Here is a 20,269-nt window from a genome sequence, read left to right as displayed (position 1 = left end):
TGGTTCTAAGTTAAGGGGGCTTAACTTACTGTCCAATCAAATGTAGCAGGTCCATATACTCTAACTACATACTTTACTCACACTATTGTTGCAAATAAAAAAGGTAACTAGATTGTGAATATAAATTGAATTGGTAGTAAGGTGTGATATACTGTTATTCATAACTCATGTCCAGAGTTAATTCTCTTTTGAGATTTTAATTTAATAGAAGAATTAAAATTAGGCTTATATAAACACATATACCATGACACCTGAAGAAGTTAAACTGAAGGAAAGGGAAATTAAAGTTGAGGAGGATAAACTTCAATTTGAAATTCATAGAGAATCAAATGAGAAAATCAAAATTTTCCAGAAATTTGGTATAAGCATAACATCGATTATATCAATTGCGGCAATTTTGGTTGCCTCAATTCAATATTTTGACTCCAAATCAGTTAAAAAAGCTGAAATAGAAATAGCTAAGACTCAAAAGGATAAGGAAATCGAACTTTCAGAACTTAACAACAGTAGAAATTTCGATTTAGGCATAGCTGATTTCTTAATGAAAAATGAAGCTACTTTGTTTTCTGAAACCAATGAGAGAAGAACTCAACTTCTTGATGTATTAACTTTAACTTTTGGTGATGTCAAAGTAAAACAGATTCTTTTGCGGCTAAAGTATACCGAAAATCTTGCAGAAGACTCTTTGGCTAAGGAATATCTTGAAAAATTAGACTCAAAAATTATTGATGATATTCAGAACACAATCTACAGGCTGAGCGATGAGAACCGTAACCTTAGAACTAGTGCGAGGGATGAGCTGTCAAATTTGTATAATAATTATCCTAGGGAAGTACAAAATGAAATGTTTGAATCCTTTAGAATGGGAAATCTAACATATAGAGAGGTTTTAGGAATCATGGTTGTACTTGCAAATGCCAAAAATGGCTGGGATGATCAAACTGGGATTTTAGAAAAAATAGAAAATTATAAGAGTTCTGATGCAACTTTAAATGAATGGAGAAAAAGGGCAATCTCGAATTACAGGAGTGATAATTAGGTTATTATTGTCGAAAGGATTTTCGTTTATGGGTCAAAATACGCTAACTAAGATGATTGAAGGTTAAATAATCTCAAGGAAATCATGCCCGGCCAACACATATCAAGGTTTTTCTACTTTTATATAGTAGTCTCAGTTTTTCCGGTTTAAAAGAGAAGCTTTACCAACTTAATTCTTAAACCGGCTATGGGTGATTGAAATCTTTGTCTGCATTTTGAATTTCTTGCTGATAGAGCTGCACAAGCTCAGCTGTTTCATTAATTTGGCTTCCCTAAGTCCGAAAACAAGCATTCCCCGATCCTTGTGTTCTATTCTCATCTTGAGATTTCATTTGAAGGCTTTGGCCTGTGGATGCGGTTTTTAATTGGGAAATTCACAATCTGATTCCCTAGGGCCTTTCTATCAGGTTTTGTCTTTAGCCGGGCATAATATTGGATTTCATAATAAACGGAAAACTTTATGCCTCCTCTCAACACCTAATTCCAATCTGCAGTCTTTCAAGAACCTTAATATTTGTGTTCGTTTCTGGAAAAGATGCTTATACAAATAATAAAATAGCTATAAAGCTTCTTAGCCGGTCAAAAATGATTGATTTTTAGATAATAATGTTTAATCCTGGATACTGCTTATAACAGTATTTAACCTCATTATAATTGTATTAATACAGGTGACTGTGGGACATATTAATCAATGTTTAATCATCCTGAAATTAACAGCAAAATAAAAGCTATAGTAACTTAAATCAGTAATATATGCTGGAATAGTAGGAGCAGGTTTTAAATTACTCTTTTATTTGGCTTATGATGTTGATTTAATTATGATTTGATGTTAAAAAAATGTAATTGCAAATTATCCTATTTGAATTTTTTTTTAGATAGATAAAGTGTGAATTGTTAAAAAGTAAATTTATGTTGTAATTAGTGGATACCTAATGCTTAATTAAATGTTTGGAAACTTTCATCTTGCGGATCGAGTAGCATCAATATTTTCGGAGATTGATTATGAGTGCCGGAGGGAATTTATAGCTGGAATAATTATAGATGAAAGAGATTATGTGTCAAATTTAACCTCAAAAATTAGACAAGCAATTAAAAACCAATTGGTTACAAAGTGCTTTGCCCAGACTTTGCCCTCAAATAATGAAAGGAAGTTTGGGGTGGATGGAATAATGATTTTTAAATCTTGTGATAAATTTAAAGTAGGTATTTTTGAAGCTAAGAGACCAAAGGTTAAGGTTAAAGACTCTAAATGGGACAAACTAAGTACGAGAAAAATATCTCATCTATCTGAACAGATTGTTAAGCAAAGAATTTGGAAAGATGAACTTGCTGTTTGGGAAATGTTTTTCAACGAAGCTGAAGATGGCTTTGAATCTCCACCATATGATTATTTTGGAAGCTCATGTGTTTGGCATGAATTTGCCTATTTTTTTATGCATAATGAAGATTTAATATTTCATCGGTGGACAACAGAGAAGCTTAAGAAACTGTTAAAGTATAATGGAATAAATTTATATTTTATCATATATGATATTATAAGTTGCCGTGCTGGAAAAATACTTAAAGTTGGTTCGAGAGAAAATTATTTAACTTTAGTTACTGATACCAATCCGCAGACTTTTTTGGAAATACCAATTTTACCTGATGCAAGTAGTGACAAAGATAAAAGGATTTCTGAATTTTTGTTGGAAACTGGCATTCAGAGTTATCTGTTTATAGATTTATCTAAATTTGAAAGAAGGAATCAATTTGGAATATGACTATAAATTAGCATAAAGAAATCTTATTATTTTATATAAACTCTCCTAAAGGTCATCATTTGGTATTCCTTAAAAATTGTGATAGAAAATTATATTAAATTAAATGTAAAATTCACTTTTTAATTTATTGTAACGATGATGAGAATATTTACATCCAACCTCAAGTCTAAGCTTTTTTTGGAATTGTTTCAAATAAACACTTCACTGGCGGAGCTGCCCAGAGACACGAACTGACACCTTAGTAGGAAACTGCTTGGAAGGGGAAACTTCTCAACGGGACGTAGATGTTTTAATATGAACAACAAAAATAAGAAAGATCCTGCCGATGAGGAAAAAAGCCCATTGCTAAAAATCACCTTCATGGTTAAAGTTGATAATGATTTTTAAAAGAAGCCTTTCGCTAGAACCTTTGGCAAAACCTCGCATTAAAGATTCGGATGGGTGATACCTAACTGTGCTGGAAAGGTCTATGTAGTATTCCCAATTTCCTTAGGTCCGGATCTGTTTCTGGCCGCAGGCGGAATCGGAACTGAATTTTGGCCTTATTGAAATTATGGAAGAACACTACCTCCATTGGTCCTACAGGGGACCATACAGGATGCACACCGGGCTGAAGGGGGTTTGGGGGTTAATGATCAGAGAAAAACCGGATGGAGTACTGTGCGACCGATACATGGGACTTCCGGCACGCATGCTTCCCAATTCAACATCGCCCATAAAGAATATATGTACCTGCCAAGCAATATGGAAATGGACCATCTTATCAGGTTTGTGTCAAAGATACTACCTACCTAAATAATGGATTTATCCACCTATTAGCGATCAATGAGCTGTACATCAGACACCTTTTCGGTTGGTATATCTTGATTAACACCATTATGGAATGGTGCAAAGAACTGTCTTAAGAGCTCATCATTCAGTACGGATGTCCAGGATTCTCCTTAAGGATTAGGGAAGAATTACCTCATAAATCTTAACCAATTCGGTATTCCACAATGGAATACGTATGAACATGGGTGGCAAAGGTGAGGCAATTGACAATGAATTTGTCAGGAGGTTTGGCGAAGGGTTAGCTATGAAAGGTCTATCCCAATGCACTACAGTATGGATTGGGTCTTTAGACGGATATGCCAGAATTCATTCATTATTACAACAATCGAGGAATGTACAGTAAAATGGATAATCAAATTACGGATTAAGTATATTGCTTTGTTGAAGAACCGTCTTCTTTACAATTGAAGTTATAGCAAATCTGTCCTAACGATTGCTGAATGATTATACTATTATTTAAATGCGTTAAATTTTCACTTGTACTTTGAATTCTAGCGTTAAATAATTTATATTTTGAATATTTATGTTGGCAATTTTTACTATGCGCAAATAAACTTACCTTCCTATTTCTACCACTATAAAATTTTCAAAAAGTCTTTGGTTTATATGTTTCTAATTGCAAATCTCGATTATAGATTTATAGGCTTCAGAATGCCCTAATTCTCCTGCTCTTGAAAAGTCTAAACACCCGCTTTCTTTTTGTTTTATCATGATTTTAGATAACCCTCTGATGTAATACGATTCTGAAGAATCAGGATTGTTCTCTATTTCCTTTGTGAAATCAGCTATCGCACCTCTATAATCCTCTAACTCAAGCTTTAATTTTCCTCTTGACAAGTAGATGAATGGTAGGGACGGAGCTAGTTCAATACCTCGAGTGTAGTCATATATAGCACCTTGGTAGTCCTTTATTTCTTCTTTTGACATTGCTCTGTTAAAAAATAATACGGCTTTATTAGGATCAAGACTTATTGCATTTGTGTAATCGGCTATTGCTCCTCTGTGGTCATTTAGAATACTTCTGATGTTGCCTCTTTGGTGATAGGCTTCTAAACAATTTATATCTAACTCAATTGCTTTGCTGTAATCACTATTTGCTCCATTGTAATCTGAAAGCCGATATTTTGTATTCGCACTTTCAAGTAACTTCTCTACCGATTGACCATAAGATACCCATACCAAAAAACATGAAAGAAAAAGTAAAATAGAGGTTTTCATTTTAATGATTGATACAAAGCTTAGTATATTCTCCGCTAGGCTCTAGAGGTTAAGAATTAACAGGGTAATACCCTTAGAACTAAGTTAGTAATTCGTTCCTAAAATCCTAGGTTTAACTTGCTTGAATTGATGAAGATGCCGTTTAAATCAGTACCGATCCTTGGGTTATCCAGCTAATTTAAGTCTAACTGATTCACTACCGTTTAGATTGTATAGAAGTGGAGCGAAGGACTTTCTGACCGCGGGGGTCTTACTTTAATTACAATTTTTTTAACCTGCTTATGGTTTCTGCTCCAAATATTCCTCACGTAACCAGGGCGAATTAAAAAAAAGGTTACTAACTGCTTTAACTTCTTTGAAATAAGATAATAGGGATACCTCCTTTTATTCTTGCAATTCATTATACACAAGTACCTAAGGACAAGGAGTTAAGTATGGATTTTTTTTCCTGGCTTGCTTCATCAATTCTTAAAAAAAAGAAGGTTTTAGCACAAAGGCCAATAGTACTGTCAGTTTAAAGATTGGTGCTGTTGGCAGAACTTCCTGAAAAATTTGGTTCCCTAGCTTTGGAGATTAAAAAAAGTCATAAATCATATTCAAAAAGATTTCCTTACCTAAGCCGCCTATTATTCCTTTTAATTTCATTCACAGTCTTGATCTTTTAAACCCATAAAAATTCAGAAAAACATTTTTTATTATTTTTTACTAAAAATTATTAGTTAAACTAAATCAATTTGGTATTGGCTTTTTCTTAGGAATGTACCCTACAATTTTGTTTAAATCCTAGAAATAGGACTAAACATATAAACGCATAATATTTATAAATTCTGCTGTTTATTGACGAAAATTTTTAGGGATTCATACAAGAAAATGATTTTTATAATTCTGTATTTATTCTTCAGATACAAATAAAATTTTGGATAGTAATAAATTTTCAAAATATAAATACCATATATAGGGTATTTTTTAAAATTTAAATTATTTAATCATTTGCGCTAAATATTTCAACTATTAAATATGGGTGCAAAAAATTTACTCGGATTATTCCTGTTTTTTTACTTGGTAAATATCTCTTCCATCTGGGCCCAATTACCCGGTAATATTCAGACACAGGTAAACAATAATTTCCCAAAACCAATCCAGAAGTCCCCTAATGCTTCAGCTATTGAGCGGTATGGAAATTACGATGTCAATCTGTATACGGGGGTTCCTAATATTTCAATCCCGCTATACTCGGTAGAGGCTGGACCGATTAAAATTCCTATCAACCTTAATTACCATTCCTCAGGGATAAAATACACAGATCAGGCAAGCTGGGCAGGGTTGGGATGGTCAATAATTGCAGGAGGGCAGATTACGCGTCAAATCCAGAAAATGGCTGACGATTCATATTTCCAAACAGGATCAAACAATTATTCCGTAGGAAATTATTGTATTGGTGTTACACAGACTGATAAAGATAACTGGCTTTATAAGAAAAACAGTGTGCAACCAGGTTATGATAGAGAGGCTGATATATTTTCCTATACTCTGCCAGGCAAGAGTGGGAAATTTTATCTCCGACAAAATGGATTAGCACCGTATCTTTTCCCAGAGGTTCCCATAAATTTAGTGGTTGGTTCCAGTCTTAACTACTTTGATATTACCGATGAAAATGGGATCAGATATAGATTTGGAAGAAACTCGGCCAATACAAACTATACTGAAAATACTACAACTAATGGCGCGGGAGGTAGTACAGTCAGTGGAAGAACTACCTGGTATCTGGTAGAAGTCTTTGCTCCCAACTCTGATGACAAGGTTGAGATTAGTTACCAAGATCTAGGTTTACAATCACTTGAGGATATAGAACATAACATTACGGTTATTGATCAGTGTAACACGACCAATCCTACAAGTCTTCCCTGTAGAAGTGGAACATATATCCAACAGGAAGTCAATACTAGCTCAGTGACTAATAGTTTGGGCATTCATGAAATCAAATATAAGACAGGCAAAGTTACATTTGTCAAAAGTACCGCGAAGCGTTCTGATCTTACCAATTTAAATTCATTGGATAGGATTGAGATATACAGTAAAACTGATACAAGCTATACGCTTATTAAATCCTACCAGCTTACAAAAAGTTATTTCACAGGTGTCTCACGTCTTAAACTTGATGAATTAATTGAAAAAGATGGGGCAAACACGGTAATTGACAAGCAATCTTTCAGCTATCATACTACCTCATTTTCGTGGAACCAAGCAACCAAAAGTAAGAGCAGGGACTGGTTTGGGTTTTATAACGGAAAACCAAATAGTAGTTTGATTCCACAGCAGACCATACAATATCAACCCAATACATCAACAGCGGTATCGAACATCAATATCGGTAATGCCAATAGGGAAAGTGATACTACCTATATCAAGGAAGGTATGCTAAAAAGGATCACCCATCCCACTAAAGGTTACACTGAGTTTTTTTACGAGCCTCACAAATATTTAGACGGTTCAGTGACCAAATATGGAGGGGGATTACGGATAAAGAGAATCACCAATACTACTGGATCATCTGTTTATTCCAAAGAATATAAATACGGGGAAGGGGAGGCTGGAACAGGGACCAAAAACTTCACCCAAAGCCTGTTCTTTTTTGTTACTGAGTCCCAGTCCAGATCAGGTTGTGAGGTGACGGGTTGTAGCAGGAGAGAGCGGATCAGGATGTTTTACTCCAATTCAGCCATAGCAGCAGGCTACGATGATAGTCCTGTAGTATACCTGAAAGTGAGCGAATATGAGAATATCAATGGTACAAACGGAAAAACTCTATATGAGTTTGATAACAATACTCATATCCCAGACTTGTTGATGATTGTACCTTTTTCCAATAAAACCCATCGGAACTCAATTGCATGGGAGAGAGGGAAACTGACAAAAAAAACAGTTAAGAATGCTGCGGGTACTGATGTGTCTCAGACTGTCATTACATATTCAAAATTGAAAGCTCAGAACATTGCTGTCAGTCAGGCTGCCATCCAGTTTATTGATGACGGATATATGCCTCCTTTTAGCTCTTCCTGCATAGATGAAATTGGTACTGCAGTCGATATCATGACCTACCAGATTAGAAATCTTGAACAGCAAACAGGGTCATATGTGGAAAGTTCAAGGACCGAGTCAATAATTTATCCAACAGGAACACTTACCACAACTACATTAAAGACTTATGATCCATCTTATCTCCAACTTACCCAAGAGGAAGTAAGAGTCAGTTCGAACCCGGAAGTGGTTGTGACAAGATATCGTTATCCATTTCATGTTATAAATACCGGTACAACCTATACCGGATACCCAAATATTCTTAAGCAACTGACCTTAAAAAACATACTTAAGCCAATAGAGCAGTATACCCTAATCCAAAACCTTAACGGTACAAATGCCCAGATTATAGGCAGTCAGTTAACCTATTTCAAGGCCTCAGGCAGTTATTATGTGCCTGATAACATGTGCTTTTTGGAGATTGCTTCGCCTCTAGCTATAGCGTCATTTACCCCATTGACAGTTTCTGGTACCTCAGCAGTCACCAGGGACACCCGCTATCAAGTGAGACTGACCTTTTCTACTTATGATACTAGAGGGAATCTGACCACATTCAATAAATCCGATGCAGCACCAAATTCATTTATTTGGGGATATGATGGGGCTTACCCCATTGCAGAAGTTAAAAATGCTACAGCTACACAGATAGCTTATACTTCTTTTGAAACCAAAGAAAAGGGTGGCTGGATTTACAGTGGGCCGGAGACTGTCCTTCGTTGGGATGAGGCGAGAACCGGCAGAAATGCTTACAGATTATCCGGAGGTGCAATTACACGGACAGTCACAGGGGCTTCGACCTCAAATAAGTACAAGCTAAGTTTTTGGGCCAAAGTACCCAGCGGGACGCAGTCATGGACCTTTTTGGGAGCAACTGAAAGCCTGAGTACCACCTGGAAACTTGTCGAGCGGGACATTACAACTACAGCATTATCAATTTCCGGTTCAAACATTCTTATCGATGAAATCAGGATTCAGCCACCGGGATCTGAAATGAATACCTATACCTATGTTCCTGGCGTGGGCCAGTGGTCACAATTGGATGCAAAGAACCAAGCTGTAGTGTATAAGTACGACCGGTTGGGCAGGCTGGAAACCATTCTCAACAATGACGGACATATTCTTTCACACTACGAATACAACTTTATCAAATAATAAATATGGGCACCTATAGATCATTATTTTTCACTAGCCTACTTTTTGGAATGTTTCAACTTGGTGTGTTGGCCCAGTCCAAGGATAGTGTAGCAATGGCCGCCATTTCAGGAGCGTGGCTCATGGATGCGGATATCCAGATGGAAAAATCCACTTCGGCTGGTAGAAACAGTAACAATAAATTGAAGCAGGAACATTTTGAAAGCCTGCTTGAAAGCATGCGCTCAAGAGTTTATGTATTCCAGGAAAATGGGCGGTTTGAGTCATCGTGGAATTCCCATGGAGACACTCAACTGGTTTACGGTAACTGGATAATTAGGAAAGACGGAATTTTGGAAATTGAACTGGAAGACAAGTCAATGTTGAGCTACACTATTACCTTGAACAAAAGTGACCTTATACTTGCCCCTGGCAACTCGGATGAAAGTGAAGCACTTATTCTTCACCTAAAAAGGTTTGAGCCATGAGGTCTATACTTCTATTTCTCCTGGTTTTTATTTCAGTAGGCTCTTACTGCTATTCCCAGGCTATTTCTTACATAGATATTGTAGGGCCAAGTTCAGTAACAGCTGGTCAGCAAACAACATACACCATTAATTTTTACAGTGGGTCAGGCCAGATAGCGCCTCCAACTTCAGGAAGCTATTATTGGGATACCAACGGAGCAACGGCCTCGGGAAATGCGATTAGTTACAACTATCTTACTTGGCCTTCCTCTGGAACATTCAGTATCTACTACGAATATTCGGATGTAACCGGGACATTCTATGATTACTTAACGGTAACTGTTACAGGAAGTACGACGGATTTATGCCCTTTAGTCATACCTTCAGCTCCTGGAGCTACATTGATCGCCAATGGACAAGTAACTTTGTCGGCAAACCCTGCACCTGTCGGATTTACTTATCAGTGGTATGACAGTAATCAAACAACCCTGCTTGCAAGTACACAAAATTATACTACCCCGATTCTTTCAGCAAGTAAAACATATTACGTTGCGTATCGATATACTTCCACGGGTTGCATTACCTCCAAAATGCCAGTTAGAATCAACCGCTATTCAGAAGACCAGAACTGGACACGTGAATATTCGGCAAGGGATACCTTGACAGGGGATTATACCCTGAGAAATTCCTCACAAAAATTATCCTATAAACAGACTTCCTACCACGATGGTCTGGGAAGGCCTAACCAACAGGTGACCATACAGGCTTCTGTTAACGGCTCTGACATAATCACTCCTGTTGGATACGATGCATTGGGAAGACAATACAGAGACTATCTTCCATTTCCCGATAATTCTACAAGCCAGGGGTTATACCGTAGCACAGCCACCACTTTACATAATTCCTATTACACAGCCCAGTACGCAGACTCCCGCGGATATTCCGATAAGTCTTTTGAGACTTCTCCACTCAACCGTGTACTAAAGCAGGGGGTTGTGGGCACCCCTTGGATTGGCCATGAAATAGAGTTTTTTGAAAATGTAAATACAGCAGCTGATTCAGTTAGGATTTGGACAGTAAATTCCTCGGGTTTACCAGTTAATGGAGGATTATTTGCCAATGGGGCATTATCCAAAGTGGAAAGCTATAACGAACAGGATCAAAGAACGATCGAATACAAGGATAAACTGGGCAGACTGATTTTAAAGAAAGTTCAGATTGATTTAGCCCCTACATCCCATCACGATGGATGGCTATGTAGCTATTATGTGTATGATTTGATGGGTAATCTAAGGGTAGTTATGCCACCAAAGGCCATCAGCACATTAAGAGCTTCAAATAATTGGGCCGGCTCTATAAGTGATTCCAACAAATTCGGGCTTTATTATCTCTATTCCTATGATGTCAAGGGCAGGCAGATCACAAAAAAGCTTCCAGGTAAAGCTCCGGAAGAAATGGTTTATGATCTACAGGACAGATTGGTTGCTTCTCATGACAGTCTTTTAATCTCACAGGGTAAATGGCTTTTTGCTAAATATGATGTGCTAGGTCGTGAGGTTATGACTGGTTTGGTTACCTATTCGGGAACCAGGGCGACTTTACAGACATTAGTTGATGGATTGGGCAATAACAATGCTGTAATCAATTCCACTTCGGGCAAGACAGGAACTACCAATGCAGGAGGATTTCCGAGAGCAACAGATGGCAATGGCGAAGGAGATGTACTGACAGTGAATTACTACGATAATTATTCCTTCAGAAAATCCACACTCACTTATGTAAAGCCTACGGGCTACCATGACAGCAGTACCAAAACTACAGGTATGTTGACCGGCACTTTGGTGAAGAACCTGGGGAACAACACCCGTTATGAAACAGCGATTTACTATGATTCTCAAGGCCGGGTAATTCAAACAATTTCTGATCATCATTTGGCTGGGACAGTGCGTATATCCAGTAAATATGATTTTGAAAACAAACCACTGGAAACGATTACCCAACACACTACGCCAGGTACCTATACCATTACAAAAGGTTATGTATATAACGCCGCCGGAGGATTAAGCCATATTAACCACAAGATCAATTCAGGTGGTGTAGTTACACTGGCCACTCATACCTATAATCAATTGGGAGAGCTTACTTCCAAAGCCTATCCAGTTGCAGGAGCTGCATTGACAAGTTTTACTTATAATATCAGGGGATGGCTTAAAAAAATCAATGATCCTCAGGTCAGTAATGCTACAACAGGAGTGTTTGCTCAGGAACTATTTTATGAAGCAGGAGGAGGCTTCAATCAGTTTGGAGGAAGTATCGCTAAAGCAGAATGGAAAGGAAAGGACAATTCTAAAAGAGTTTATAATTATTACTATGATATGAATAATAGACTGGCAGATGTACTGTATACGGTGCCAGGTTCTCCAAGTGAGGATGGGCGTTATAATATAGGGTATGTCAGCTATGATGCAAATGGAAATCTTATGAGTCTTTGGCGTTTGAATGAAAGAAGCTTAGGGAGTTTTGGAGTTGTAGACCAGCTTACATATACTTATGCGGTCAACAGTAACAAACTTTTGAATGTAGCTGATCCAGAACCAACAAATTTTGTTTCTAAAGACTTCAAGAATTTGGGAACTACCAACTATACGTATAATTCTAATGGAAATCTGACTTCGAATTCTGACAAAAGCATCACGTCCATTACCTACAATCATCTGAATCTTCCGGCCACAATTACTTTCTCAGGAACCAATAAAAAAATTGATTATTGGTATGATGCACAGGGAGTGAAACTCAGGCAGGTCAATACGGATGGGGCAACTGTTAAGACATTTGATTATCTAGGAGAAATTGTATTTGAAAATAATGCGATATCCTATATCATGCATGAGGAAGGTAGAGCTTCCTACGAGAATTCTGCCTTCCAATATGAGTTCTTTGTCAAAGACCATTTGGGAAATGTACGACAGGTGATCCGTGCTCCAGTGTCCGTTTTTCGTGTTGCCACCATGGAGCCTGAGAATACCCAGGAAGAGGAAAAGTATTTTGAAAACATCAGTGAATCCCGCCAGGGAGCAGGAGAGCATAACAAGACTCCGGGAGGATACGCTACCGCATGGCTCAATGCGGCAAGAAACCGAATCTTGGGACCATCCCGTTCTCAGGAAGTGCAACAAGGCGACAGCGTCACACTTGAGGTATTTGGAAAGTATGTTGATCCAAAAAAAATCAGGCTTTCTCCGGCCAGCTTTGTAAGGTCAGGAATGGACAAAAGGATGATCCGACACCTAACGGAATATGGTCAGAATCTTAGTGCAGGAGGAGTGAATGAAATCGCTATAGCCAATGTGGTTGCATTGGTGATTACTGAACTACAACAGAAGCCAGTTCCGGAGGCCTATATGGCCTATGCATTGTATGATTCTGACTCTACCCTGTATGATCAAGGAAAAGTAACTCTGTCCAGGAGAGCCAGAAATAAACACGAAGAACTGACTAAAAAAATTGCTGTATCTAAAGACGGCTATATAGAGACTTATCTGGTTAATGAAACCTCAGATGATGTTTGGTTTGACCAGTTTAGTGTCACTAGTACAGGACCCTTGATTGTTCAGGAGACTCATTATGATCCATGGGGAGTAGAACTCTCAGGACTTGGGTATCAGTATGGAGGAATCAAAGTCAATCCTTATCTTTATAATGGAAAAGAGGCAAACGGCCACTTGGGAGTGAATATGTACGACTTCGGAGCTAGGATGTATGACCCAGCTATAGGAAGATGGTTTGTGATGGATCCGATGGCAGAGCAGATGCACAGGCACTCACCCTATAATTATGCTTACAATAATCCAATGCGGTTTATTGATCCGGATGGGATGGCGCCGGTTACTATCAACCAAGGCACTGCCACTCATAGTGACAGTGAGGATAACACTCAAAATGAAGTGGCTACTGGGAAAGTGGGTGAAGAACAATATGACAAGAGGTTAAATAATATAGTAAGAAGGGCATTAATTCAGCGAAGTGATTTTCAATGGTCCGATGGATATGGGAATCAAAGTGCAAGATTTTCAACCACTTCAATGGGATCCCATTTTGGAGAGTATTCTGTATCTAAAAATAAAAATAGCCTAGCGGGTTATGATGGAAATGATCACCCAGGTGTATTAAATTTAAAAAATCAAGGAAGAGAAGCAATAGCAGTTCATTTACTAAAAGGAATTAAGTATCACATGACTAGTAAGACAGATATTGATCTTAATGGCTTATTTGAGTGCTTGAGTACTGAATGCTTAGGAATTGGAGGTACTCATTTGGAATCAAAAAAGCCTCAACATATGCTCAATTCCTTTTTGGGCCCAAGTGGCGACTCATTCGCTCCATTTCAAATGGGAAATAGAGAGGTTAATATGTTGTACCAAATACCATTTCACGGGCCTGAGAGGGGGCTCTCATTTAAATATTTTGATTATCAAGATGGTTATCATGAAAATGGAAATTGGTATATTAGATGGGGTGGAACATCAGGTCTTTATTTGAATTTTAAAAATAATCAAGAATTTATGAAAAACTGGATATTAGGCAAATGAAAAAGATCTTCATCGTAATATTATTAATTTGTAGTTATTGTACTCAGAATAGAAAATTGTCTAAACAAGAAGAGTTTATTTTGCACTCAATGGAAGTGTATTCAATACAATCAGAAAATAATGAAAGTATTAGTTTGTTAGATATTGCCATTGACTTTGAAGGGTTTTTACTAGAAAATAATTATCTAAAATCTACTTCCAAAGAAAACTATAAAGGTTTTTATGACAAATATTTACTAGGTGGTACTAAACTAAATATGGCTAAACTATATAAAGACAATAACGCATATTTTTCTTTAAGCTATCCCTCTAATCAAGCTAGAAGCTGGTTTATTTATAATGAAGCAGTAAATAAATTTAATAATGATCTAAGTGATACTCCTTTTCTAATTGATGTGGTAAAATTATTAGATGATTTTAAGTATAGGGATTTTATGGGCAAAGATTTGTATAACAAATATATTGATTGTATTCCAGATAAAGATTTTTCAGAAAAAGATATTTATAGAGTTCCAATTTTAATTCATTTGTTTGGAGAATTAGAATTTAAAAACTAAATGAATTAGTTAGCCATTAGCTTTTTTGTTTTGTATCTACTACCATATAAGATATTTATATGCCAATTAATACCCTTTACAATTTCTAAACAATAATGATACAACTGAAACTGATATAGAAAGCTATCGAGAGGAATGACTTCGTAGCTACGATTTATAGCCTATCCCGATAGCGAAGCGTATCAGGAATCCTGCTTTCGGGCTTTGGTTTGTTGTTGATCCTAGGTCGGAGCAGATGAGAAGACATTCTCCTTTTAATTATGCATACAATAATCCGCTAAGGTATATTGATCCGGATGGGATGCAGACCGTTAATATCATTTAAGGAAATGGCTATTAAAGCGACAGTGAGGATGGTTCTCAAAATGAAGTGGCTATTGGGCAGGTTGTCATAGGGGGATATGGGGAAGATATTGATATTGGAAATGTATGGAGTCATACAGAAGAAAGAGGGTATCTATCTGGTAAGATAAAAAAGAAAGCAAATACTGTTGATCAGAATCAACCAAATGCCAATATTGATTCAGACCTATTAAATACTCATGTTAGTGAGGGAGAAAAGCTTCATACTATAGATGATTTTGTAAGTAAAAACTCTGGAAAAGTACTTAGGAGAATAATTAATCAGCGTCCAGCACAAAAAATCCTAGGAATTTCTCTTGCTTCAGGAGGACCCTTTATTAGATATTTTAGAGATCCTCAAAATCCAAGCGTAGTCATTGATCTCAGACATGTTTTAATCGTAGGCAGTTATTGGAAATGGGTAGGAAATCTTATCGAAAGGGGGCAGTCTGCCGGAGGGAAGGAAAAAACTGCATTTGATAAACAAGATTATTTTTCCAATAATTTAGGTTATGAGTTCACCAATCAGTATGGTAAACAAATTGAACAAAACCCCTCAAAAATTGCTCATTATTTAAAAGAGTTTTTAGTGAATCGATCACAGAATTATTATATATACAAATAGAAAAATTGAAAAAAATGCTAAAGTATTTTGTTGGATATTGGGTTATGTTTATATCAGTTATTCTAGTTTTTGTGACTTTAATTTATTTGTTAATCTATCTGCCTTCTCAACGAATTTCTCAGGAAAATTTGGAAAATGTAAAAAAAATTAATCATGGTGCTTCTCAAGATGAGGTTATAAGTATTATGGGCAATAAAGGCCTCGAAAAAGGTGTGTGGGGACCAGATTCCGTATACAGCTACGAAGCTGGCATCCTAGCTTCTTCGAATATTGAAATTATTTTCAATGGAAAAATGCAGGTTAGACAAATAATATTTCCTTAGTTAGATTATGTGGAATTTTTCTTATTGAAAATGAAGCCTATTCGAAAAGTCTTCCATCTTTAAGGTAGATATTTAAGCTTGAGCTAAAATAGGATTTAATTATTATTTAAGGAAATCGGCAATGTTGATATCAAAATATTCGTTTTTTTTTGTGACAAAACGTGAAAATTTGAAGGCATTAATTTTTTTTTACCTTCATGGCAATGTCAGATCCTTAGGTTCGGAATCCTTTTGAACAATATTAAATCATGAAAATCAATCAAGTATTTATCAAGGATGCAATCGTTTCAATCAACAAAGGAAACGGAGGAGTTTCAAAGCAGGCTATATTATATAGAGAAGTGAGAGAGGGTAGAATTTGCAATTTGCCCTTAACATTCTTTAGAATTTGTAATTCTAGTCCATTATAAGGATCAGACAAAGACAACAAGACTCACAGCGGCAATGCCACTGCTTAGCTGGATGAGGGGAGAAACCGTATGCTTGGGTTTAGCGAGATCACAGAAAGTGCAACAAGGCGACAGCGTGACACTTGAGGTGTTTGGGAAGTATGTGGACCCGAAGGAATGAAGATTGTCTCCGGCAAGCTCCATACGCACAGGAATGGATAAAAAGATGATCCGACACCTAACGGGATATGGTCAGAATCTTAGTGCAGGAGGAGTGAATGAATCGCAATAGCCAACGTGATAGCCCTGGTAATAACCGAACTGCAACAGAAGCCAGTTCCGGAGGCCTATATGGCTTATGCATTGTATGATTCTGACTCTAACTTGTATGAACAAGAGGGCTGAGCGTAAAGAGACAATCCAGTGAACTGTTTTAGCGAGGAGCCAGGCCGTCCTTAGAAAATCCTCTCCATGAGAGCCAGAAATAAACACGAAGAACTGACTAAAAAAATTGCTATATCTAAAGACGGTAAATTTACTGGCTTTTTGAAGGGCAGGAGGGTGGACAACATTCTGCGACCAGCATTCAGGCTGTGTTTCGGAGGGCAGTGGAGAAAAGTAGCTCTAATTCCTGGGCGACAGTGCATGCACTTTGTCATAGTTTTGCCACCCATTTATTACAGAAAGGTACAAATCTACGCTGTGTGCAGGCACTATTGGGTCATGATAAACCAAGACAACGGAATTCTATATCCATGTTCTTTCAATTTCGAATAAAAATTTTTAAAGCCCACTAGATGGGATCGACGAAATTCTTAATTTGGTCACATCAGCACCCCGGAACCCTGTGGACAATTGCGATATAGACGCAATAGGGTAGAGGTAATGCTGTAAATACAAGTGTTAGGCAACATTTAAGAAAAACAACTTCGAATGTCAAAACTGAAAAAGAACAGAGAAAAACTTAACTTGACACAGGAAGAACTTTCTGATAAATCAGGGATTTCTATAAGAACCATACAACGTATTGAATCGGGGAATGAACCAAAAGGACAAACACTTAAAATATTAGCGAAGACCTTAGGAATAAAAGAAAATGAATTGCTTGAAAAAGAAGAAGCCCAAATTGAAATTAAGTCCACCTTAATAAAGATTATCAACCTTACTTCATTGCCTTTCACTATAATCCCACCTGCAAATATTATTATTCCACTTGTTATAATGTTTGCCAAAAAGCAATTTAATCCATTGGCAAAGCAAATTGTTTCCATTCAAATTTTATGGCTAATCTTTGCTGTTATTATTTTTATGCTAAGCTCCTTTATGAAAAATTGGTTTTCACTTGGAAATAAGTTTAGTCTAGTTGTTATGATTTTTTTGGTATTGTCAAACATATTCATAATCCTCAGAAATGCAGCAGAGATTGACAAAAAAGGCGAACTGTTTTTCCGTCTGAATTTCAGTCTCATATGAGCCTTTCGTGAAGATGGCGGTATATTGTCAGGTTATTGGCGGGGAGATTTTTATGATGAAAATCATCAGGAATCGCATTTTTGCAGAAAAATAATTATTAGTATGACAAAACAAATTTTCTTTAGCGTAGCTTTTCTTGCTTTATCTATTTTTAGCGCCATTGCACAAACAGATAAAAATTCAGATTTATTTATCGAACTCAAAAAGCAAGACAGCATTTTCTTTGAACGTGGGTTTAACCAATGTGATTTGGATTATTTAGAAAGTCACATAGCCAAAGATTTAAAATTTTACCACGACCAAAGTGGATTCCAAGATAAAAATGCCTTCTTCGAAAATACGCAAAAATACATCTGTTCTAATTCAGAACAAAAGCCAATCCGCAAAGTAGATACAAATAGTTTGGAAGTATTTCCCCTCTATAACAATGGAAAAATATATGGTGCCATACAGAAAGGTGTCCATCATTTCTATTTAAGGGAAAATGGCAAAGAAGATGTATGGACCAGCACGGCAAAATTCACGCATATTTGGATTTTGAAAAATGAGATTTGGAAATTGAGCGAAGTGCTGAGTTACGACCATCAAGACCCTGTAGTTGGAAGCCCTAAAAATGATATTGAAAAGTTATTGAAAGATAACAACGTTCCTGCATTGGGAATTGGAATAATTGAAAACGGAAAATTGACTAAAGTTGAAGTTTACGGAACATTGGATAAACAAACAACTGCACCTTATAATGCTATCTTCAAAGTAGCATCTTTGACAAAACCTATTTTTGCATTGACCACATTAAAACTGATTGACAAAGGACTACTGGATTTAGAGGAACCTTTATATAAATATTGGATTGACCCTGATATTAAAAATGATAAAAGATACAAGGAATTGACCCCAAAAATCATTTTAACGCACCAAACAGGTTTTCCAAATTGGCGTTATATGACTGATTCAAATAAACTGACTTTTCAGTTTGACCCCGGAACAAAATATCAATATTCGGGTGAAGGTTTTGAATATCTAAGAAAAGCCATTGAAAACAAACTGGGTAAAAGTATTGAAGAGCTTGCCAAAGAACTCTTGTTTACCCCTCTTGAAATGACAGACACCCGCTTCTGGTGGGATTCGGGAATGGACGAAACACGATATGCTCAAAACTTCAACGAGAACGGAGAAAAAATAAAAACTGTAAAATACTATGAAGCCAATGCTGCTGCAAATCTCTTAACTACGGTGGAAGATTATGGTAAGTTTTTAGAATACATCATAAACGGGGCTGAACTTTCTAAAAAGCTATATCAAGAAATGATACAACATCAGGTAACGCTTAAAGAAAATGATTTCTTCGGATTAGGTTGGGAAATCTTAACTAACTTCAGCAATGATGAATTTGCATTATTACATACAGGCAAAGACCCAGGAGTAAGCACTTTAGCAATATGGTTTCCTAAATCAAAAAATGGCTATTTAATTTTCTTGAATGGTGATAATGTAAACAATATATATGAAGAATTACTGACCAAACGACTTTATCTTGGAAATGAATTGTGGAATAAAAGATAGAAAAACGTTGCCTAACATTTTGTATAAGTAATGGCAGGTAAAGTACTAAATATCAAGGCTTGTAGCCCGATCAAACTGCGTAGCGGTTTGACAGGAGAGTACCACGAAATCTGCCACTACTCATACAATTTACCGTTGTGCGTCAGCTAAAGAAAACGACAAAAAACAAATTAACAGATAAAAACGAATGAGAAAAACACTTGGAATTTTAATCTTGACAATAGTATCATTAAGTGCTTGCAAGAATAAAGAGGACAAAAATTCTGGACAAAACAATGAAAATATAAAAATGGAAACAAAGGAAATAGAAAATTTAGAAGACACTTTTATAATCAGTCACACATTTGAAACGAACAAAAAAACATTGTTCAATATGTGGGTTGACCCTGAAACTTATACAAGTTGGATGGGTCCTACAGGAGCAGAAATGTCATTTTTGAATTCTGACATAAAAGAAAACGGAACGGCACTTTGGCAAATGACAACACCTGACCAATTGACCAAATATGGTAAATTGCATTACAAAACCATAAACCCGAATGAAAAATTGGTTTATGTGCAAAACTTCAGCGATAAGGACGGGAATTTTATAAAAGCACCATTTTCAGAAACCTATCCCGACAGTCTATTGCTAACTACTGATTTTGTACAAGAAGCTGAGAACAAAGTAAAGATGACTGTTAAATGGGAAATTTTTGGCGAATCAACAGAAATTGAAAGAAAGACATTTAATGAAATGAAACCCTATATGGTTAAAGGTTGGAATGAATCATTTGAAAAGATTGAAAAATTATTGAACACGAAGAAATAAAAAGCCAAACGCACAACATTGTGTTCCATGAATAATCAAAAGTTCATTTTCTAGCATTTTTTCTTTGTTTTGGC

Annotated in this window: 13 protein-coding genes; 12 read left to right on the top strand and 1 reads right to left on the bottom strand. The window is 36.5% G+C overall.

Translation table 11 applies throughout. From position 1 onward, the window contains the following. The first annotated feature begins 244 nt into the window (after positions 1-244). Entirely contained in the window at positions 245-1,039 is a 795-nt protein-coding gene (locus AACZ73_RS22660; RefSeq protein WP_339881313.1) for a hypothetical protein, read from the top strand. A gap of 943 nt (positions 1,040-1,982) precedes the next feature. After that, positions 1,983-2,798, top strand: a complete 816-nt coding sequence (locus tag AACZ73_RS22655) for a hypothetical protein (RefSeq protein ID WP_339881311.1) — start codon at positions 1,983-1,985, stop codon at positions 2,796-2,798. A 1,443-nt stretch (positions 2,799-4,241) separates the two neighbouring features. Here AACZ73_RS22655 and AACZ73_RS22650 read toward each other — a convergent pair. Next, a complete protein-coding gene (locus AACZ73_RS22650; RefSeq protein WP_339881309.1) occupies positions 4,242-4,847 on the bottom strand; it encodes a hypothetical protein in 606 nt (201 codons plus the stop codon). A gap of 1,017 nt (positions 4,848-5,864) precedes the next feature. On the opposite strand from AACZ73_RS22650, the gene AACZ73_RS22645 reads away from it, so the two are divergent. The 10 genes from AACZ73_RS22645 (at position 5,865) to AACZ73_RS22600 (ending at position 20,195) form a co-directional block, all read left to right on the top strand. Further along, on the top strand, positions 5,865-9,077 hold the full coding sequence (locus AACZ73_RS22645) for a hypothetical protein (protein WP_339881308.1): 3,213 nt from the start codon (positions 5,865-5,867) through the stop codon (positions 9,075-9,077). 5 nt (positions 9,078-9,082) lie between these two features. Beyond that, on the top strand, positions 9,083-9,544 hold the full coding sequence (locus tag AACZ73_RS22640; RefSeq protein ID WP_339881306.1) for a hypothetical protein: 462 nt from the start codon (positions 9,083-9,085) through the stop codon (positions 9,542-9,544). Then, a complete protein-coding gene (locus AACZ73_RS22635; RefSeq protein WP_339881304.1) occupies positions 9,541-14,112 on the top strand; it encodes a DUF6443 domain-containing protein in 4,572 nt (1,523 codons plus the stop codon). Before AACZ73_RS22640 ends, AACZ73_RS22635 begins: the two co-directional genes overlap by 4 nt. Before the next feature lie 56 nt (positions 14,113-14,168). Continuing rightward, positions 14,169-14,669, top strand: a complete 501-nt coding sequence (locus AACZ73_RS22630; RefSeq protein ID WP_339881302.1) for a hypothetical protein — start codon at positions 14,169-14,171, stop codon at positions 14,667-14,669. Positions 14,670-15,039: 370 nt separating this feature from the next. Next, on the top strand, positions 15,040-15,636 hold the full coding sequence (locus AACZ73_RS22625) for a hypothetical protein (protein WP_339881300.1): 597 nt from the start codon (positions 15,040-15,042) through the stop codon (positions 15,634-15,636). Positions 15,637-15,650: 14 nt separating this feature from the next. Then, the gene (locus AACZ73_RS22620) at positions 15,651-15,959 is read left to right on the top strand and encodes a hypothetical protein (RefSeq protein ID WP_339881298.1); all 309 of its coding nucleotides are present in this window, start codon (positions 15,651-15,653) and stop codon (positions 15,957-15,959) included. 982 nt (positions 15,960-16,941) lie between these two features. Next, complete coding sequence (locus tag AACZ73_RS22615) at positions 16,942-17,145, top strand: tyrosine-type recombinase/integrase (RefSeq protein ID WP_339881296.1); 204 nt, start codon at positions 16,942-16,944, stop codon at positions 17,143-17,145. 136 nt (positions 17,146-17,281) lie between these two features. Continuing rightward, the gene (locus tag AACZ73_RS22610; protein ID WP_339881294.1) at positions 17,282-17,821 is read left to right on the top strand and encodes a helix-turn-helix transcriptional regulator; all 540 of its coding nucleotides are present in this window, start codon (positions 17,282-17,284) and stop codon (positions 17,819-17,821) included. 102 nt (positions 17,822-17,923) lie between these two features. Then, positions 17,924-19,384 carry a serine hydrolase gene (locus AACZ73_RS22605; protein ID WP_339881292.1) on the top strand — a complete coding sequence of 487 codons (1,461 nt, stop codon included), beginning with the start codon at positions 17,924-17,926 and terminating at the stop codon, positions 19,382-19,384. Positions 19,385-19,571: 187 nt separating this feature from the next. Then, positions 19,572-20,195: an SRPBCC domain-containing protein gene (locus AACZ73_RS22600; RefSeq protein WP_339881290.1), complete on the top strand. Its 624-nt coding sequence runs from the start codon at positions 19,572-19,574 to the stop codon at positions 20,193-20,195. Positions 20,196-20,269: the final 74 nt, after the last annotated feature.

Source organism: uncultured Algoriphagus sp. (assembly GCF_963974835.1).
Taxonomy (GTDB): Bacteria; Bacteroidota; Bacteroidia; order Cytophagales; family Cyclobacteriaceae; genus Algoriphagus.
The sequence above is the reverse complement of the archived record's forward strand: the minus strand, read 5'-3'. Positions and strand labels throughout refer to the sequence as shown.

Bases quoted from the DNA above. Each gene is read 5' to 3' on its own strand.
- AACZ73_RS22655 (WP_339881311.1), top strand. From the start codon at position 1,983: ATGTTTGGAAACTTTCATCTTGCGGATCGAGTAGCATCAATATTTTCG.
- AACZ73_RS22660 (WP_339881313.1), top strand. From the start codon at position 245: ATGACACCTGAAGAAGTTAAACTGAAGGAAAGGGAAATTAAAGTTGAG.
- AACZ73_RS22645 (WP_339881308.1), top strand. From the start codon at position 5,865: ATGGGTGCAAAAAATTTACTCGGATTATTCCTGTTTTTTTACTTGGTA.
- AACZ73_RS22620 (WP_339881298.1), top strand. From the start codon at position 15,651: ATGCTAAAGTATTTTGTTGGATATTGGGTTATGTTTATATCAGTTATT.
- AACZ73_RS22610 (WP_339881294.1), top strand. From the start codon at position 17,282: ATGTCAAAACTGAAAAAGAACAGAGAAAAACTTAACTTGACACAGGAA.
- AACZ73_RS22600 (WP_339881290.1), top strand. From the start codon at position 19,572: ATGAGAAAAACACTTGGAATTTTAATCTTGACAATAGTATCATTAAGT.
- AACZ73_RS22650 (WP_339881309.1), bottom strand. From the start codon at position 4,847: ATGAAAACCTCTATTTTACTTTTTCTTTCATGTTTTTTGGTATGGGTA.
- AACZ73_RS22635 (WP_339881304.1), top strand. From the start codon at position 9,541: ATGAGGTCTATACTTCTATTTCTCCTGGTTTTTATTTCAGTAGGCTCT.
- AACZ73_RS22605 (WP_339881292.1), top strand. From the start codon at position 17,924: ATGACAAAACAAATTTTCTTTAGCGTAGCTTTTCTTGCTTTATCTATT.
- AACZ73_RS22640 (WP_339881306.1), top strand. From the start codon at position 9,083: ATGGGCACCTATAGATCATTATTTTTCACTAGCCTACTTTTTGGAATG.